The sequence below is a fragment of the Pseudomonas sp. KB-10 genome, assembly GCF_018221585.1.
Taxonomy (GTDB): Bacteria; Pseudomonadota; Gammaproteobacteria; order Pseudomonadales; family Pseudomonadaceae; genus Aquipseudomonas; species Aquipseudomonas yangonensis.
Window position 1 is genome coordinate 696701 of sequence record NZ_QYYB01000001.1, and the last position, 18238, is coordinate 714938.

Here is an 18238-nt window from a genome sequence, read left to right on the forward strand (position 1 = left end):
CGCTTCCAGGCGTTCACGCACGAAGGATTACGATCATGGCTCTCTCGATTCATACCAACTACTCCTCGCTGGTGACCCAGACCAACCTGGGCAAGACCAACAACGCCCTGGGCACCAACCAGCAGCGCCTGGGCACCGGCCTGCGTATCAACAGCGCCGCCGACGACGCCGCCGGCCTGCAGATCGCTACCCGCCTGAACGCCCAATCGCGCGGCATGGACGTGGCCATGCGCAACACCGGCGATGCCATCTCTCTGCTGCAAACCGCCGAAGGTGCGTTCAACGAAACCACCGACATCCTGCAGCGCATGAAGGATCTGGCCACCCAGGCAGCGAACGACACCAACTCCGCTGACGACCGCACCTCCCTGCAGTCGGAATTCGACGAGTTGGCAAAAGAAATCACCAACATCTTCAACAACACCAAATACGCGGGCGAAAACCTGTTCACCGGCAAGCTCGCCGACGCGGTCAGCTTCCAGATCGGCTCCAGCTCGGCAGAAACCCTGAGTTTCGACGTCAGCACCGATCTGGGCACCCTGGACACCACGCTCAATACCGACGTGGCCGCCCTGACCCTCGACACTGCAGCCAACGCCGGTGCGGCGATGACCGCGCTGGAGGGCGCGCTGGACGATGTCGGCGCGATGCGTGCCAGCTTCGGTGCCAACATCAACCGCCTGAACCACACCGCCAACAACCTGGCCAACATGAAGGACAACACCGACATGGCCAAGGGCCGCATCATGGATGCCGACTTCGCCAAGGAAAGCGCCAACATGACCAAGAACAGCATGCTGATGCAGTCCGGCATCTCCATGCTCAAGCAAGCCGGCCAGATGCCGGGCATGGTCATGTCCCTGCTGGGCTGATCCCACGTCATCCAGGCGCAAGGGACTGCGCCGCCCCCATTTCACGATTGAACGCCAGCGCCCTTAAGGCATTCGAGAAAACGGTCGCCCTGTACCTACAGCACCGCTTCCAGGCGTTCACGCACGAAGGATTACGATCATGGCTCTCTCGATTCATACCAACTACTCCTCGCTGGTAACCCAGACCAACCTGGGCAAGACCAACAACGCCCTGGGCACCAACCAGCAGCGCCTGGGCACCGGCCTGCGCATCAACAGCGCCGCCGACGATGCCGCCGGCCTGCAGATCGCCACCCGCCTGAACGCCCAGTCGCGCGGCATGGACGTGGCCATGCGCAACACCGGCGATGCCATCTCCCTGCTGCAAACCGCCGAAGGTGCGTTCAGCGAGATGACCGACATCGTTCAGCGCATGAAGGACCTCGCTACCCAGGCCTCCAACGCCACCAACAGCGGTGCCGACCTGATCGCTCTGCAGAACGAGTACGACGAACTCGGCAAGGAAATGGCCAACATCGTCAAGAACACCAAGTACGCTGGCGAGAATCTGTTCAGTAACGGCACCACCGTCGACGGTTCCAACGGCAAGCTGTCCGATGCGGTGAACTTCCAGATCGGCTCCAGCTCCGCCGAGACCCTGGAACTGGACGTCGGCGCCAAGCTGACCGCACTGGGCACCTCGCTGGCAGCGATTTCCGATACCTATACCACCGCCGGCACCCCGGGTACCGAACTGGCCAGCACTCAGGATCCGACGACCGCCACCAACGCCACCGCCAACGCGATGATCGACACCCTGAGCGACGCGCTGGACGACATCGGTGCGTTGCGTGCCAGTTTCGGTGCCAACATCAACCGCCTGAACCACACCGCCAACAACCTGGCCAACATGAAGGACAACACCGACATGGCCAAGGGCCGCATCATGGACGCCGACTTCGCCAAGGAAAGCGCCAACATGACCAAGAACAGCATGCTGATGCAGTCCGGCATCTCCATGCTCAAGCAGGCCGGCCAGATGCCGGGCATGGTCATGTCCCTGCTGGGCTGATCCCGCATCATCCAGGCGCGATGGATCGCGCCACTTCATCCGACGCCCCGCTCTCGCGGGGCGTTCTGCATGGTCGCTCGGACCATCGCCAGATCTCGCGCCAATCGATCATCCGTGACGGTGGTTCGGCATGATCGAATCACTTTCCCGATTCTCGTTGATCGTGCCCATTTAATTGGCTGCGTGGCTGCTATCAGCCTTGAACGAGTTTACTCGTTGTCCTACAACTGCAATCAGGCTGTGGCACAAGACTTGCCACCGCATTTTCCTGACGCCAGAATGCCGACCCATTTATCGTCCGGACTTTCCAGTCGGAAGCACCGCTCGCCTCAAGGAACGCATGAATTCCAGCTCCGAAACGCCGCTCGCCGAGCCGGGAAGCACGATTGCCTGCCTGATCATCAGGACCGGGCGCAGTGATTGCTATGCACACTTCTACCCGGCGCTGTATCAGCTGACCCTGGTCAAAAGTGGCATCGAGGAGAAGATCGACCTGGGCTATTCCGGTAGCCGTCTGCTCGAACGCCTGCTGCAGGAGCCCGGCGAGGTGGTGTCACGCGACGAGCTGATGAATCATGCCTGGGCCGATCGGGTGGTCGGGCAGGGCAGCCTCAATCAGCAGATCTACACCCTGCGCCAGATATTGGGCGATGAGAAGAGCAGGGAAATCATCCAGACTCTGCCGCGCCGCGGCTATCTGCTCAACCCCAACTACCTGGTCTACCCACCGAGCATCGACGATATCGGCGCAGTCAGCGAACCGGCGGATACACCGGCGCCGCCGTCCGCCTTTTTGCGTCGCCACAGTCGGCAGCGCGCATCCTGGCTGATTCTGCTGAGCGTTTTCGGTATCGCCGGGATTATCTTGTTCACGGCGCTGTACCAGATCAGCCAACCCAAGGACCTGCACAGCAGCGAAATGAATCTCGGCTCGCTGCACGTGCACTACATCGATCAGGACTCGCAACGCCTGCAGCAGCTGATTTTGCAGACTCACGGCCTGACCAGCCAACTTGCGCTACTGGCCAGCAAGCCTGCGACCCTGGTGCTGCGTCTGCATGGCGGCTTTTATGAACTGCTGTGTCTGCAGCCCAGCGGCGACGCACGTTCGCTGATGCTGCACGAAAGCCAGCTGAGTCAGGTGGCCGACGCCCAGCTACGCAGGTGCCTGCCATGAGCCTGGCCAGAGAGCGCGGCATCAGCGGTGTTTGGTTGCTGTGCATGGTCGCTACGGCCCTGGCCATGCTGCTGGGTATGCTGGCCATGTGGGCGAGCTTCATCTCCAGCAGCGAACTCGACGGACGCTACCAGTCCACCGGCCAGGTGCAGCTGAGCAACGGGCAGGTGCTGGACATCAGCCACAGCCTGCGGGTCAGCAACGGTCGCTTCTACGCCATGACCCGGCAGGGCGACAGCATTCTGGAAACCTCGGGCGTGGTGGACTATGGCTTCCTCGGCAATTATCGATTGCGTGTCGAAGACGGCCAGGTCACCGGGCTGGCCAGTGAAATCGATGACGAGCTGGTGTTCAATCTGCTCTACGGCCGACACAAGGGATCGACCATTCGCCTGACCAGCGTCGATGGCTGCCTCTATGCGCTGGAAACCCGGCAGGTGTACTGCCAGGCCCGCAATCCGTAAGGCGGAACGCGCCATCGCTCAGGACTCCGGCAGACTGAGCTGGACGCCTTCGGCGCGAACCTCGGCACGCACCTGAGCCTCGCCGAACAGCTCGCGATACAGGCCTTCGGCCTGGCTGGTCAGCAACAGTAGCTCGATACGTCTATTGGCGCCGTTCTGCGTATCGCCCGGCAGCAGCGGCATGCGGTCGGCCTGGGCCGCCACCTGCAACACGTTGCCGCTCGGCAGACCGGCCTCGACCAGCACGTTGCGCGCGCGTAGTGCGCGGTCGCCGGAGAGGTTCCAGTTGTTGTAACCGCCGACTACGCCGCGATAGGGCATGGAGTCGGTGTGCCCGCTGATGATCAGGTGGTTGTCGACTCGCCCGAGAATGCCGGCCAGGCGCTGCAGCAGGGTTTCGAAATGCGCATTCAGGTGGGAACTGCCGCGGTTGAACATGAACCGCTGCGCGTCGTCCTTGATCAGGATACGCAGGCCCTGAGGCACCACCTGCACTTCGATATTGGCCTCGGCGTCGAGTTGCAGTGCCAGTTCCTTCATCAACGCGGCCAGCTCCTGCATCTGTGTCGACTCGCTGAAGTGCGGGCGACGCGGCTCGCCGGGCTGACCCTCGCCAAGGGCCGCACCGGGGTCTTCCTGCGGCGTACGCGCGCGGTTTTCCGGGTCACGGCGCGGGGCGACCTGCACCGGCACGCCATCGAGTTCCAGCGGCGTGGTGCTGGTGCCGTCGAAGATACCGGCGCCGCCATCGACCAGAGGATTGTTCAGCATGTCGGCGTTGGCGCGGCTGGCGTCCTGGGTCTGCGGCTGGATGATCCACAGCACCATGAACAGCGCCATCATGGCCATGGTGAAATCGGCGAAGGCCACCTTCCAGGCACCGCCATGCTCGTCGTGGCCGCCCTTCTTGCCACGCCGCTTGATGATGATCTCGTGGCCGTCACCGCCGCGTGGTTTCATGCGGCGTCCCTTTCATCTTCGTAACGGTTGACCCAGATTTCCAGCTGCTTGAACGCCGGTTTGACGTCCTGTTCGATCAGCTTGCGCCCGGCATCCACCGCCAGCAGCGTGGGCTTGCCGGCGACGTGGGCGACCAGGGTGGTACGCACGCACTCGAGCGCCGACATCTCGGTCTTGATGCGCTGGCCCATGGCGCTCGACAACGGCTCCATCACGCAATAGCACATGAAGATGCCGAGGAAGGTGCCGACCAGCGCCGCCGCCACGTGGGCGCCGATCTCGGCGACCGAACCGCCGATATTGCCCATGGTGATGACGATGCCGAGGATCGCCGCGAGGATGCCGAAGCCCGGCATCGCCTCGCCGATCTTGTGCAGCGAGCGCGAAGGCTGCATCAGCACGTGCTCCATGGCCTCCAGCTCCTGCTCAAGGAAGCCTTCCAGTTCGTGTGCACTGATCTTGCCCATGGCCATCAGACGGAAGTTGTCGGCAATGAAGGCCATCAGGTTCTTTTCCTGACGGATCAGCGGGTACTTGCCGAACAGGTCACTCTGCTCCGGCTCTTCGATATGCGCGTCGAGCACCTTGAGGCCACCGACGTCGACCATCTCCAGCAGTTCGTAGAGCATCATCAGCAACTGGCGCTGGAACTCCTCGCCGCGCTTCTTGTAGACGAACACACCCTTGATCTGGTGCAGCATTTCCAGCAGCACGTCCTTGGGGTTGGCCACCACCAGCGCGCCGAAACCGGCACCGACGATGATGATCACCTCGGCCGGCTGCCACAGCATGGCCAGCTCGCCATGGGCCATGACGTAGCCACCGAGCACGCAGGCGACGATGATCAATGCACCTAATAACTTCTGCACCCTAGCCTCTCTCGTTCAGGTAACGGCTGGCCTTGGCGATCGCCTGCTTGCTCAGCTGGCAGACGCGAGCGTCGCTCAGCTCCAGCACCAGGGCGATTTCCTTTAGGCTCAGCTCGTGTTGGTAGTAAAGGGTCAGCACCAGCCGCTCGCGTTCGCTGAGCTGACTCAGCGCCTGGGTCAGCAAACGCTCCTTGAGCACGCGTTCCTCGACCGCACTGCCGCCACAGGCAAACCCCTCGTGGCCGTTCTGCAGCAGCTCATCGAGGCTTTCGATCGCTTCGCAGGCGTCGGCCTGGAGAAACTCCTGATAATCCTTGGCGCTGATCCCGGCCGCCTCGAGAATCTCCTGCTCCTGCGGCACGCGGCCCAGCTGCCGCGCCAGCTGGCGGATGGCATCGCGAACCCTGTGCGTCTGCTGACGCACCTGGCGCGGTCGCCAGTCCTGACGACGCAGCTCATCGAGAATCGCACCGCGAATGCGCAATGCGGCGAAACGCCCGAACTGCTCATCCGGGGTGCCGTAGCGGCGCAGGCACTCGAGCAGCCCCATCAGACCGATCTGCTCCATGTCCTCGCGGTCGAGCACCTGGTTGGCCTGCAGCGCCAGCTGGCTGACGATGCGCTTGACCAGCGGCAGGTACTGCAACAGCCACTTCTGCTCGGCCCCCGGGGCGAACAGCGCGGCACCACCCTGTTCGGCGGCATAGCTGTAGTCGATGGCGCAGTTGGCGTTCATGAATACTCGGCTCCGGTTCCGGCGCAGTCGCGTGCTGCGCCCTACTGGACGATCAGCTTGCTGACCAGCACGTTGGCGAAGGGCATCGCCAGTTTCTTGCTGGCAAAATCATCGGACAGCACCCGCTCGAGGGTGCCCTGCAGTTCGGGAATGGGCATGCCGCGCAGCTTCTCGAAGCTCATCGAGGACAGATGCGCGACCACCGAATTGCGCACCATGGGATCGATCTGCTCGAGCTTCTTCGGATCGGTTTCCACGTCCGCCTGCAACACCAGGTCGAGAACGAAATAATGTTCGCGGGTCTCACCCTGCAGGCTGACGATCACTTTCTCGATGGGAAAGAAGCGGTATTCGCTCTTGGCCTCCTCAGCTTCGCTGCCGCCAGCGCCAGCGGAAATGCCGAGCACGGTCTGGCCGGTCTGCATCGACTTGAGCGTGGCGTAGTTGAAGATGCTGCCGCCGATCACCACCAGGGTGTTGAAGATAACCAGCAGCAGGAGGATGCGCGGCATTGTCATGACTACTCTCGATTCATTAACGAAAATTAAACGGTGACCAGCACATCGCTGGCCGACTCCGTGGCGCTACGCTCGCCACCGCTCGGCAGCACCGCGGCTGCGGCCACAGCGTCCTCGGCAAGCCAGGCCTGAGCCTGCGCCTGTTGCTGCTGGCGCCCGCCCTGCGCATCGGCGGAAACCTGTACGTTGACCTGCACGAAGTTCTGCCCCACCAGCTCCTGACGCAGACGCTCGCTGGTCTGCTGCAGCAGGCGCGCCACGTCGGCATTGGCCGCGGACAGTTGCACGCTGAGGCGGCCGGACTCGTGGCTGAGGAAGATTTCCAGGCTGCCCAGCTCCGGCGGATCGAGGCGGATGGTGGCGTTCTGAATACGCTGATTGATCTGCAGGTCGACGTGTTCACGCAGGCTGGCCAGCATCTGCTCGCCCCACTGAGCCTGGGGCGCGTGCAGCTTGAGCGGCCGCTCGGCCACTGCTGGCGCAGGCGCAGCCAGGTTAGCTGCAGCGCTGCCAGGCGCGGCCCTGTCGCTGTCCGTGCTGCTCGGGAGACGCTCCAACACCTTCAGCTCGATGCCTTCGTCCATCGCCAGTGGCGAGGCGGTCTGGGCCCCCACCTCGGCCGTCATCAGCGGCCTGGGCACTGCCACTGGCTCCGCCACTGCTGCTGGTGGCTGGCCGAGCGCTGCAGCACTGGCAGCGCGCGAGGTATCCCCCAGCGGCTGCTGACGCGGCTGCACCTGCGCCTGCGCCTGGTCGAGGAACGCGGCAGGCAACACTGCGGGCTGCTCGGCCTCCTCGTCCAGCACCTGCTCTTCCTGCACCGGTTCCGGCGCTTCGCGCGCCTCGATACGCACCGCCTGCTGACCGAGCATGCCGGCCAGCCATTGCTCGGCATCCGCTTCGCTGAGGTGGATGGCTTCGGGCGTCACGCTCGCGGCGTGCACCGCTTGCGCGCCAGCAGCAGCGAAACCCTGCACGGCCATCTGCTGATCGAACGGCCGAGCCGCATCACCCGCACGGCCGGCCTGGGCGAAGCCCGACGGCAGCGTGTGCTCGGCGGAGCCACTCGGGCTGACCCGAGCGTTGGCATTGATCGGTTGCAGCACCCTTTATCTCCCGGCTTGATACAGATCGACACGCATGTAGGCACTGCGTCCTTCGGCGTATTCCAGATGCGTCAGCAACTGCCGGCGCACCCGCTCGCATTCCTCGGCGCAGGCGATACGCGCCTGCCCATGCAACTGGCGCAGATGCTCCCTGGCCTCGCGCACTTCATCGCTCAGGCTCGGCAGCCCGGCCAGCAATTGCAGACAGGTGCGGATCCGCGAGTCGATCTCGCCGATTCGCGTCCAGTCGCCCTGCTCCAGCGCTTGCGCCAGCTGGGCATGCAACTGCTGCAGCGCGCGCAGTTCACTTGCGCGTTGCATTCACGCCTTCCCAGCCTTCACGCAGGACGCCGAGCAGGCCGACCACTTCATCCAGGCCTTCCAGCGACAGGCTGACGCTGACGTCGGAGAGGCGGTAGATGCAGTAGTCATAGAGCCGCGCCAGGCCCTGTACCAGCTCGCCACCGTTCTCGTAATCGAGGGCGCCGTTGAGACCGTTGAGGATGTTCAGGCATTTCTCCAGCGACTGACCCTTCTGCTGGTAACGCTTGGCCTCGATATGGCCACGGGCGCGGGCCAGCTCGTCGAGCAGGCCGTCGAACAGCACCAGCACCAGTTCGTAAGGCGAGGCGGCGGCAGCGCGCGCCTCGAGATCCACGGTGCGATAGCTGTCGTAACTTTCGTTGAGGTTGTAGGCACTCATCAGAACATTCCGTAGGTCTGCTCCATCGCCGCCATGGTCTGCATGAGACCGGTGTACTGGCGGAGATAGCGGGCGTAGTAGGAGTCGTACTGCTTCTGGATGCTGTCGAACTGCTGATCGACACGGCGCAGTTGGGTATTGAGGTTGTCCTTGCGGTCGGTCAGCAGACCACTGGCGCTACTGGTGTAGGCCGCGAGGTTCTTGTCCAGCGTGTCGAGCAGGTTGCCCTTGTCGGTGAACAGCTTCTCGAAGCCTTCCGGGTTGGCCGCCACGGCCTTCTCGAAGCGCGCGTTGTCGATGGTCAGCTTGCCGTTGCGGTCGGCGGCGATGCCGAACTCGGTGAGGCTCACACCACCGAACGAGGTGCGCACCAACTGATTGAGCATGCCCTCGATGGCACGCACGCTGGCATCACCGGCCAGAACCCCACGACCGCCGCTCTCGCCGCCGCTGGCGGTGAGCGAGTCGAAACTGGTCATCAGCGCGTTGAAGGCATTGACGAAGGTCTGCGCCTTTTCCTTGGTGGCTTTCTGATCCTGGCCGACTTCCATGGTCAGCGGTGCATCACCGCTCTTGTGCGCCTTGTTGAAGGTCAGGCTGACGCCGTCGATGAGGTTGTCGAAGGTGTTGCTGGTGCTGGTCAGCTCGATGCCACTCTCGCCACCCAGACGCACGATGGCATCCTTGGCTGCGGACAATTCCTGACGCCCCGCCACCGCCCCCTCGAATGCGGCATTGCCGCTGGCACTCAGGCTGATAGCCTGGTCGGCACCGGTCTTCTCGCTGGTCAGTACCAGGTTGACCTGACCGTTGCTGCGCACCAGTGTAGCCTTCACCCCCTCGTTATCGGCGGCGGCGTTGATGGCCTTGGCCAGTTCGTCGAGGGTCGCGACGGTGCCGAGATCGATGCTGAACGAGCCGCTGCCCTGGCCGATGGTCAGGTTGCCGCTACCGAGGTTTCCGTCCTGCAACCCCTGCAGGGCAACCTGGCTCTTGCTGGCCAGTTGCTGGACGAAGAAATCGTAACTACCGGCCACCGCCTTGCTGCCCACCGTAGCGCTGGCGTAACCCTCCTGGCTGAAGCTGGCGCTGTTGACCAGCATGCTGCTACCCGCCAGCTTCAGGCCGCTGGCGGCGCTCTTGAAGGTTTTCAGCGCGGTATCCAGGGTCGTCAGGGCACTGAGCTGCGCCTTGTATGCTGCCTGGTTGCGATTGGCCTTGGCCAACTGGCCCTGAACTTCGTACTGGGCCAGTTGGGTCGCCATGCTTTGAACGTAATCTGAATCGATAGCCATAGTCGGACACCCGTTTTCCTGAGTGATAGCAATAGCGGTGCCAACAAACTAAGCCATTGATATTAAAGGCTTTAAGCTAACCGCCAGGTGAAAGATCCTTTCCGCTCACAGGGCAACGAACGACGAGCGGAAGGCCTGCTTCCGCCTGCGTCGCGCAGGAGGCGGACGTGCTTCTTACACAGGCGACACAGCAGCGCCCTGGCTTAAGTGAAAGGCGGGAAATCAGTGCAGTAATGGCCTGGCCAGAGATGCCGCGAGGCGCAGGGCGGCATCGAGGGAGGAGCTCCAGCCGCGACCTGGAGGAGCGGCTTCAGCCGCGATACGGCGCACGACACGGCAAATCCCGCTCGCGGATAACTCCGCTCCTACGCAATCAGGGGGCAGGGAAGACTGCATCGAACCGCGGGAGGGCTTCAGCCGCGACTTGGGCAAGCGCAGCTAAAGCCTTCCAACACGTGCCGCTTACTCGCCACCGACGGCGAAATTGGGCAGGCTGTTGACCGGCTGACGGAAGTTGAAGGGGATGGATTCGACGGCCAGACCGACGTTGCGCTGCACCACGAAGTGCAGATGCGGGCCGGTGCTGTTGCCGGTGTTGCCGGAGCGCGCCAGCAGGCTGCCGGTTTCCACGCGCTGGCCTTCGCGCACGCTGACCGAGCCTTTCATCAGGTGCAGGTAGACGCCCATGGTGCCGTCGTCATGCAGGATGCGCACGAAGTTGCCGGCCGGGTTGTTGCCACGGCCGCTCTGCTGGTTCTCGGTCTTCACTACCACGCCACCGCGCGCTGCGACGATGGGCGTACCCTCGGGCATGGCGATATCCACCGCGTAGCGGCCCTTGGCCGTGAAATGGCTGTAAGTGCCGTTGGCGCCCTGAGTCTGGCGGAAGGGACCGCCGCGCCACGGCAGCGGGTAACGATGAACACTCGGCTGCAGCCGTGGATCGCCTAGGGCATAACGCAGCTTCGGCTTGTAGCGCAGCGGTTTGGATGCATCCTGCGCGGTGAGAGTGGCCAGACGGATATTGCTGCGCGGCGGCAGCACCCAGCGAATCGGCTTGTCCGGCGCACCGATGGCGTTCTGCACCTGCTCCAGTTTCAACTCGATTTCCACCGGGGCATAGAGGTCGTTGCGAACCAGCAGGGTTTCACCAGCTTCGTGCTTCCGGGTTTCCAGCTTTACCTGGTTGTCCAGACGCTCGACCATGCGATCGTTGAACACGAACACCTGCGCGCCAGGCGCGGCCTGGTCGCTGTAGGTCACCACGCCGTTCTTGTCGACGTACTTGTAGATGGTCAAGGCAGCGGCCTGGCCGCAGAGGACCAGCAGACTGCAGAAAATGATCAAACGCCCTAGCATAACGATTCGGATCTTATGGCTTTTTGATATCCGGGTTAGCAAGACTAGCAGCGCCGCATGAGCGGCGCGAGACACCGACCGTCAGGCTGTGAACCGGCGCACCGCCATTGGTCGGCTGATGGCCACAGCCGTACGCATGGAAACGTCCGCGACGGTTGCCGGCGCCTGCATCAGGCGCCTGGGGTGAAATGCTTCTGCGCCGTACCGCGGGCGATCAAACGTGACAGATAGTCGAGCTTCTGCGGGTCACGGTCGACGAAACGGAAGGTCAGCTGCAGCCATTCACTGTCGGGCTTGGGCTCGAAGGCCGCTACGGCATGCAGATAGCCGTTGAGGCGTGCGGTTTCCGCCGCCTCGCCCTGCTCCAGGTCGAGCACCGCACTCTCCAGAACCTGAGGCAGCTGCTCGGTACGCTTGACCACCAGCAGCGCCTCCTTGAGGCTCAGCGCCTTGATCACGCAGGCCATGCTGCCGGTCGGCAGGCGCAGCTGGCCCTGCCCACGCCCGGCCGGCGCCTTGCTTGCAGCAGTGGGCGCTGGCGCAGCGCTTGCCGCAGGTGCGGCGGCAGGTGCCGGCGTCTGCGCACCGGGTTTGACCACTTCGGCCTTGCCACCGGTCAGCGCAGCCAGCGAATCGTTGGCAAAGCCGCCGGTGCTGAGCATCTTCGGCGGAGCGCTGGCGGCCAGGGCCTGCAGCTTGCCGGCACGGCTCAGCGCCTTCTTCACCTTGGTCACCAACTGCTCGTTGGAGAAGGGCTTGCCGATGTAGTCGGAAACACCGGCCTGAATCGCCTGCACCACGTTCTCCTTGTCGCCACGGCTGGTGACCATGATGAAGGGCGTGGTTTTCAGGTTGTCCTGCTCGCGGCACCAGGTCAGCAGCTCGAGCCCGGACATCTCCGGCATTTCCCAGTCACAGAGAATCAGATCGACCACCTGGCGGCTCAACATCTGCTGGGCCTTGCGGCCATTGATCGCTTCCTCGATCTGTACGCCGGGGAAGTTATCGCGCAGCCCTTTCTTGACCAGATCCCGGATAAAGGTCGCGTCATCCACCACCAGCACACTGACTTTGCTCATCGGTTACTCCTGTACGAATGGCAGTAAGCATAGTCATGGCCAGTGGCCTAAGGCCAACGGAAAACGCCGGACGCACAACAAATCGCGCAAACGAAACGGCCCGGGAAGCCCCGGGCCGTCAATATCAAGCCGGCCTCAGCCCTTGGACTTGCCTTCGACCTCTTCGCGCATGCGCGTCAGGCCGATATGGCGCACGTCGGTGCCACGTACCAGGTAGATCACCAGTTCAGCGATGTTGCGTGCATGATCGCCGATACGCTCCAGCGAGCGTAGCGCCCAGATCACGTTGAGCACGCGGGAGATCGAACGCGGATCTTCCATCATGAAGGTGACCAGCTCGCGCAGTGCGGTCTTGTACTCGCGGTCGACGGTCTTGTCGTACTGCGCCACCGACAGGGCCAGGTCGGCGTCGAAACGGGCGAAGGCATCCAGCGCCTCCTGCACCATTCTGCGTACCTGGTCACCGATATGACGGACCTCGACGTAGCCACGCGGCGACTCGCCCTCTTCGCAAAGCTGGATGGCGCGCTTGGCGATCTTGGTCGACTCGTCGCCGATGCGCTCGAGGTCGATCACCGACTTGGAGATGCTGATGATCAGGCGCAGGTCGGAAGCCGCCGGCTGGCGACGGGCGAGGATGCGCACGCACTCCTCGTCGATGTTGCGCTCCATCTGATTGATCTGGTCATCGATCTCGCGCACCTGCTGGGCCAGGCCGGAGTCGGCCTCGATCAGCGCGGTGACGGCGTCGTTGACCTGCTTTTCCACCAGACCGCCCATGGCCAGCAGATGGCTGCGCACTTCTTCCAGTTCGGCGTTGAATTGCTGGGAGATGTGCTGGGTAAGGTTGTCTTTGTTGATCATGTTTCGCTCCGCGAAAGCTGCCAGCTTGAATGGCCATGGTGCGCACGGCGCACCCTACTGGTTGTTAAGGGATGGGCTTTGGCAGGGGGTGCTGGGCAAGGAGGCGGAACGCAGACAGTACCGGTTCCGCCGACGCAGTCCAGCGCCCTCTGGCATGGCCTTAGCCGTAACGACCGGTGATGTAGTCTTCAGTCTGCTTCTTGGCCGGGTTGGTGAACAGGGTGTCGGTGTCACCGAACTCGATCAGCTTGCCCATGTACATGAAGGCGGTGTAGTCGGAAACGCGCGCCGCCTGCTGCATGTTGTGAGTAACGATGACGATGGTGTACTTGCTCTTGAGCTCGTAGATCAGCTCTTCGACCTTCAGCGTGGAGATCGGGTCCAGCGCCGAGCAGGGTTCGTCGAGCAGCAGCACTTCCGGCTGCACCGCCACGGTACGGGCGATCACCAGACGCTGCTGCTGACCGCCGGACAGGCCGAGGGCCGAGTCATGCAGACGGTCCTTGACCTCGTCCCACAGCGCTGCGCTCTTCAGCGCCCATTCCACCGCCTCGTCGAGCACGCGCTTGCTGTTGATGCCCTGGATGCGCAGGCCATACACCACGTTCTCGTAGATGCTCTTGGGGAAGGGGTTGGGCTTCTGGAACACCATGCCGACACGACGACGCAGCTCGGCCACGTCCTCGCCCTTGCGGTAGATGTTGCGCCCGTCGATGTTGATCTCACCTTCCACACGGCAACCGTCGACCAGGTCGTTCATGCGGTTGAAGGTGCGCAGCAGTGTGGACTTGCCGCAGCCGGACGGGCCGATGAAGGCGGTCACGCGCTGTTTGGGGATGTCCATCCTGACATCGAACAGCGCCTGCTTCTGACCGTAGAACAGGTTCAGGCCCGGCACTTCGATGGCCGTGGTTTCGTCGGCCAGGCTCAGGCTCTGCTTGTCGCGGCCGAGGGCGGCCAGATCGATACCGTGGGTATGGGTTTCGTGTTGCATAAACTCACTCCGTTCGTAGCTACAAGCTGCAAGCTGCGCACCGGCGGTGCGCCACTCGTAGCTGCGTTAGTGATCCAGCGCCTTGTACTTCTCGCGCAGGTGGTTACGGATATAGACCGCGGTCAGGTTGAGCAGGGCGATCACGATCACCAGCAGCAGCGCCGTGGCATAAACCAGCGGGCGTGCGGCCTCGACGTTGGGGCTCTGGAAGCCGACGTCGTAGATGTGGAAGCCCAGGTGCATGATCTTCTGATCCAGGTGCAGGTAAGGGTAGTTGCCGTTGAGCGGCAGGGTCGGCGCCAGCTTGACCACACCCACCAGCATCAGCGGCGCCACCTCGCCGGCGGCACGCGCCACGGCCAGGATCAGGCCGGTCATCATCGCCGGGCTGGCCATCGGAATGACCACTTTCCACAGTGTTTCGGCCTTGGTCGCGCCGAGTGCCAGCGAACCTTCGCGCACGGCGCGCGGAATACGTGCAAGGCCTTCCTCGGTGGCAACAATTACCACCGGCAGAGTCAGGATCGCCAAAGTCAGCGAAGCCCACATCAGGCCAGGCGTACCGAAGGTCGGTGCCGGTGCGGACTCGGGGAAGAACAGCTGGTCGATCGAGCCACCCAGCACGTAGACGAAGAAGCCCAGGCCGAACACGCCGTAGACGATCGAAGGCACGCCGGCCAGGTTGTTAACCGCGATGCGGATCACACGAGTCAGCGCGCCCTGATGCGCGTATTCACGCAGGTATACCGCGGCGATCACGCCGAACGGGGTGACGATCACCGCCATCAGCATGACCATCAGCACGGTACCGAAGATGGCCGGGAAGATACCGCCTTCGGTGTTGGCCTCACGCGGCTCGTCGCTGACGAATTCCCACAGCTTCATGGCGTAGAAGCCGAGCTTGTCGACAGTACCCATGGCGTTCGGACGGAAGGCGCGGACGATCTTGCCCAGAGCGATCTCGGTCTGCCGGCCATCACTGGCGCTCAGGGTCACGCTGTCGCGGTTGATCTGCTGGGTCAGCGCCACCATGCGTTCTTCGAGCACCTTGTACTCGGCGTTCAGGGCATCACGGCGAGCGTCCATGTCGGCCTGCGCAGCGGCGTCCAGCTTGCCCTGCAGCTGCAGTTTGCGGCCTTCCAGGCGGATGCGCTCGAGACCATGGTTGATCCGCCCGATGTCCTTCTTCTCCAGGCGCACCAGCTGTGCATGCAGGTCGTCGACACGATCCAGGCGCTCCTGCAGGGCCGACCAGGCGGCATCGCCCTCGGCCACGATCTGGCCGCTTTCCTTGACGTTGACCAGGTTGCCGTAGAAGTTGCCCCACTCGCGGCGCTCCAGCACGGTAATTTCCGCAGGCTTGCGCAGGTTGCTCAGCCATTCGCCGACCACCCAGGTGAAGTCCGCACCGAACAGCTCGCGGTTACCCACCTTGAGCAGCTCGCGGGTCATGAATTCTCCGCCCTCTTCGGCCACCGGCAGGCCAGCGGCGGCCAGGCGCGCACGCGGCACTTCCTCGACCTGCACCACCTCTCCCAGCATGACCCGGGCTTCCTGGCCCGGAATCTGATAATCGGCCTCGATGATATCCGCCGGCCAGAAGTGACCCAGGCCACGCGTGGCGATTACCGCCAGCAGGCCGAGGGTCATGATGATGGCAATGGCCACCGCGCCACCACTCATCCACACGCCCGGGGCGCCGCTCTTGTACCAGGATTTCAGGTTGTTCTGTTTCACGGCATCACACCTTGAATGAAATCATTCTTTACCTCCCCTCTCCCGCTTGCGGGAGAGGGGCCGGGGGAGAAGGCTCGTGATTTCACACAACCCTCTCCCGCCCTGCGGGCACCCTCTCCCATAAACGGGAGAGGGTCATCAGTTGGGCCTGCTGTGCAGGCCATGCTTTACAGACTCGAATACTTGGTGCGCAGGCGCTGACGGATCAGCTCGGCCAGGGTGTTCATCACGAAGGTGAACAGCAGCAGCACCATCGCGGCGAGGAACAGCACGCGATAATGGGTGCCGCCGACTTCCGACTCGGGCATTTCCACCGCGACGTTGGCAGCCAGGGTGCGCATGCCTTCAAAGATGTTGATGTCCATGATCGGCGTGTTGCCGGTGGCCATCAGCACGATCATGGTCTCGCCCACGGCGCGGCCCATGCCGATCATCAGCGCGGAGAAGATGCCCGGGCTGGCGGTGAGAATCACCACGCGGGTCAGGGTCTGCCAGGGCGTGGCGCCGAGCGCCAGGGAGCCGAACGTCAGGCTCTTGGGCACGCTGAACACGGCATCTTCGGCAATCGAATAGATGTTCGGGATTACCGCGAACCCCATCGCCAGGCCCACCACCAGCGCGTTGCGCTGGTCGAAGGGAATCCCCAGGTCGTTGGACAGCCACAGGCGCATGTTGCCGGCGAACAGCCAGTTTTCCAGGTGACCGCTGATCGCGATGGAGAACCAGCCCACGGCGACCACCACCGGAATCAGCAATGCCGCTTCCCAGCCTTCGGGCACGCGGTGGCGCACCGACTCAGGCAACTTGGTCCAGAGGAAACCGAACAGCAGAATGCCCACCGGCGTCAGCAGCAGCAGGCTGAAGATGCCGGGTAGATGGTTCTCCAAAAACGGCGCGAGGAACAGACCGGCGAAGAAGCCGAGGATCACCGTCGGCAGCGCCTCCATCAACTCGATCACCGGCTTGACCTTGGTGCGCATGCGCGGCGCCATGAAATAGGCGGTGTAGATCGCCGCAGCCACAGCCAGCGGCGCGGCCAGAAGCATGGCGTAGAAGGCGGCCTTCAGGGTGCCGAAGGCCAGCGGCGAGAGGCTCAGCTTGGCTTCGAAATCGGTGTTGGCGGAGGTCGACTGCCAGACGTAGTCAGGCTCCGGGTAGCTTTCGTACCAGACCTTGCCCCACAGCGAGCTCCAGGAAATTTCCGGGTGCGGGTTGTCGACCACGAAACGCTGCAACTTGCCGTCCGACTCGACCAGCACGCGGGTGGCGCGCGGCGACAGGGCGGCGACGGCGTTGCCTTCGGCCACCTGCTCCTTCAGCAGCGTGCGGTGCGCGGTGCTGTGATAGACGCCCAGCTGGCCATTTTCATCGAGCGCCATGAAGCCCTTGCGGCGCTCCTCGGGCAGGATCTGAGTGACCGCACCGCTGCCCAGCTGGAAGCTGCGAATCGACTGGAAGGTGGACTTGCCATCCTTGTCGCGCACCATGAACCACTGCTGAATGCCGCCTTTGGCATCGCCGATCATGATGGAGATACCGCCCAGCAGGCTGGTTGCACTGGTAACGCGATTGCCGGCGTCCTTGAGCAGCTCGTAACGACCGTTGAGCGCGCGCTTGCGCAGGTCGAAGACGTCGGCATTGGAGTCGCCGTTGAGGACGTACAACCAGAGTTGACGCGGATCGAGAATCAGCTGGTTGATCGGCTCACCGATCTGCGGCAGGTTGATACGCTCTTCGCTGACGCTCACCTCGCCGGTGAACAGATTTTCCTCGCGGCCGAGGCTGATCAGGTGCAGGTCGCTGCCGGTAGAGCCGGCCAGCATCAGCGTGCCGCTATTGAGGTTGACGGCTACATGCTCGAGCGGACGCCCCTGCGGGTCGACCTCGATCGGCGTCTCGCCGTAGGGGTATTCGATTTGTGGCGCGATGGTGCGCACGTTGTCCGGATAGCTGACCTTGTAGTTGTGCTGGATCACCAGCGCCTGACCGTTGGACAGCCCCAGCACCACACGGCGGCTGCCGGGCTGATCCTGACCGACGGAGGCAACGCTGACCCCTTCCGGCAGCGGCAGTTGCAGGCGTTGCAGCGCTTCACCGTTCTTGAGTTCGAAAAACTGCACCACACCGGCGGTATCCAGGCGCATGGCAACCTGGTTCTGCTCTTCTACCGCAAGCATCAGTGGCGCTTGCGCCTCGGCAAGCCAGGCGGGTTGCTGAGCCTTGCGCGACTCAAGTTCGGCCCCCTGGAACATGGGCAGCACAACGTGGGCGAGATAAAAGAAGATCAGGGTGATGGCGCCGAGTACCGCCAGACCACCGACGGAGACGTACCAGCGCGCCATACGATCCTTCAATGCGCGCAGACGGCGCTTGCGCTGCAGCGCGGGCGTATTGAAGTCGATCCCCAGCGGGTTCTGCGAACGGTTCATGGATTCGTTTGCCAAGTCATTCATG

The 18238-nt window shown here is 63.1% G+C and carries 18 protein-coding genes; 4 read left to right on the plus strand and 14 right to left on the minus strand.

What is annotated here, in order from left to right; genetic code table 11:
- The first annotated feature begins 35 nt into the window (after nt 1-35).
- From lafA (DXK50_RS03125) to DXK50_RS03140, 4 genes are all read left to right on the plus strand, one after another.
- Nucleotides 36-872, plus strand: coding sequence for a lateral flagellin LafA (lafA, locus tag DXK50_RS03125; RefSeq protein WP_212629304.1), 837 nt, complete (start codon nt 36-38; stop codon nt 870-872).
- Between the two features lie 139 nt (nt 873-1011).
- Nucleotides 1012-1923, plus strand: a complete 912-nt coding sequence (gene lafA / locus DXK50_RS03130) for a lateral flagellin LafA (RefSeq protein ID WP_212629305.1) — start codon at nt 1012-1014, stop codon at nt 1921-1923.
- A gap of 340 nt (nt 1924-2263) precedes the next feature.
- Nucleotides 2264-3100 (plus strand): winged helix-turn-helix domain-containing protein, encoded by an 837-nt coding sequence (locus DXK50_RS03135; protein ID WP_212629306.1) that lies wholly within the window; start codon nt 2264-2266, stop codon nt 3098-3100.
- Nucleotides 3097-3564: a hypothetical protein gene (locus tag DXK50_RS03140; RefSeq protein WP_212629307.1), complete on the plus strand. Its 468-nt coding sequence runs from the start codon at nt 3097-3099 to the stop codon at nt 3562-3564. The genes DXK50_RS03135 and DXK50_RS03140 overlap by 4 nt, the downstream gene beginning before the upstream one ends.
- 18 nt (nt 3565-3582) lie before the next feature.
- On the opposite strand, the gene DXK50_RS03145 is transcribed toward DXK50_RS03140, so the two are convergent.
- The 14 genes from DXK50_RS03145 to DXK50_RS03210 all read right to left on the minus strand — a co-directional run bounded on the left by DXK50_RS03145 (nt 3583) and on the right by DXK50_RS03210 (nt 18237).
- On the minus strand, nt 3583-4524 hold the full coding sequence (locus DXK50_RS03145; RefSeq protein WP_161864098.1) for a flagellar motor protein MotB: 942 nt from the start codon (nt 4522-4524) through the stop codon (nt 3583-3585).
- Entirely contained in the window at nt 4521-5393 is an 873-nt protein-coding gene (gene motA / locus DXK50_RS03150; RefSeq protein WP_161864099.1) for a flagellar motor stator protein MotA, read from the minus strand. The genes DXK50_RS03145 and motA overlap by 4 nt, the downstream gene beginning before the upstream one ends.
- A gap of 1 nt (nt 5394) precedes the next feature.
- Entirely contained in the window at nt 5395-6129 is a 735-nt protein-coding gene (locus DXK50_RS03155) for a FliA/WhiG family RNA polymerase sigma factor (protein WP_161864100.1), read from the minus strand.
- A gap of 41 nt (nt 6130-6170) precedes the next feature.
- On the minus strand, nt 6171-6647 hold the full coding sequence (locus DXK50_RS03160) for a flagellar basal body-associated FliL family protein (protein WP_161864101.1): 477 nt from the start codon (nt 6645-6647) through the stop codon (nt 6171-6173).
- Between the two features lie 26 nt (nt 6648-6673).
- Nucleotides 6674-7753, minus strand: coding sequence for a flagellar hook-length control protein FliK (locus tag DXK50_RS03165; RefSeq protein ID WP_212629308.1), 1080 nt, complete (start codon nt 7751-7753; stop codon nt 6674-6676).
- Nucleotides 7754-7756: 3 nt separating this feature from the next.
- Nucleotides 7757-8074 carry a hypothetical protein gene (locus tag DXK50_RS03170; RefSeq protein ID WP_212629309.1) on the minus strand — a complete coding sequence of 106 codons (318 nt, stop codon included), beginning with the start codon at nt 8072-8074 and terminating at the stop codon, nt 7757-7759.
- A complete protein-coding gene (fliS, locus tag DXK50_RS03175) occupies nt 8058-8456 on the minus strand; it encodes a flagellar export chaperone FliS (protein WP_106737774.1) in 399 nt (132 codons plus the stop codon). Before fliS ends, DXK50_RS03170 begins: the two co-directional genes overlap by 17 nt.
- Entirely contained in the window at nt 8456-9751 is a 1296-nt protein-coding gene (gene fliD, locus DXK50_RS03180) for a flagellar filament capping protein FliD (protein ID WP_212629310.1), read from the minus strand. The genes fliS and fliD overlap by 1 nt, the downstream gene beginning before the upstream one ends.
- Nucleotides 9752-10213: 462 nt before the next feature.
- Entirely contained in the window at nt 10214-11110 is an 897-nt protein-coding gene (locus DXK50_RS03185) for a peptidoglycan DD-metalloendopeptidase family protein (RefSeq protein WP_212629311.1), read from the minus strand.
- A 170-nt stretch (nt 11111-11280) separates the two neighbouring features.
- Complete coding sequence (locus DXK50_RS03190) at nt 11281-12189, minus strand: response regulator (RefSeq protein ID WP_212629312.1); 909 nt, start codon at nt 12187-12189, stop codon at nt 11281-11283.
- Nucleotides 12190-12324: 135 nt separating this feature from the next.
- Nucleotides 12325-13053 (minus strand): phosphate signaling complex protein PhoU, encoded by a 729-nt coding sequence (gene phoU / locus DXK50_RS03195; protein WP_161864107.1) that lies wholly within the window; start codon nt 13051-13053, stop codon nt 12325-12327.
- A 160-nt stretch (nt 13054-13213) separates the two neighbouring features.
- Complete coding sequence (pstB, locus tag DXK50_RS03200) at nt 13214-14047, minus strand: phosphate ABC transporter ATP-binding protein PstB (protein ID WP_161864108.1); 834 nt, start codon at nt 14045-14047, stop codon at nt 13214-13216.
- 66 nt (nt 14048-14113) lie between these two features.
- Entirely contained in the window at nt 14114-15730 is a 1617-nt protein-coding gene (pstA, locus tag DXK50_RS03205; protein WP_178101751.1) for a phosphate ABC transporter permease PstA, read from the minus strand.
- 221 nt (nt 15731-15951) lie between these two features.
- Nucleotides 15952-18237, minus strand: a complete 2286-nt coding sequence (locus DXK50_RS03210; RefSeq protein WP_212629313.1) for an ABC transporter permease subunit — start codon at nt 18235-18237, stop codon at nt 15952-15954.
- Nucleotide 18238: the final 1 nt, after the last annotated feature.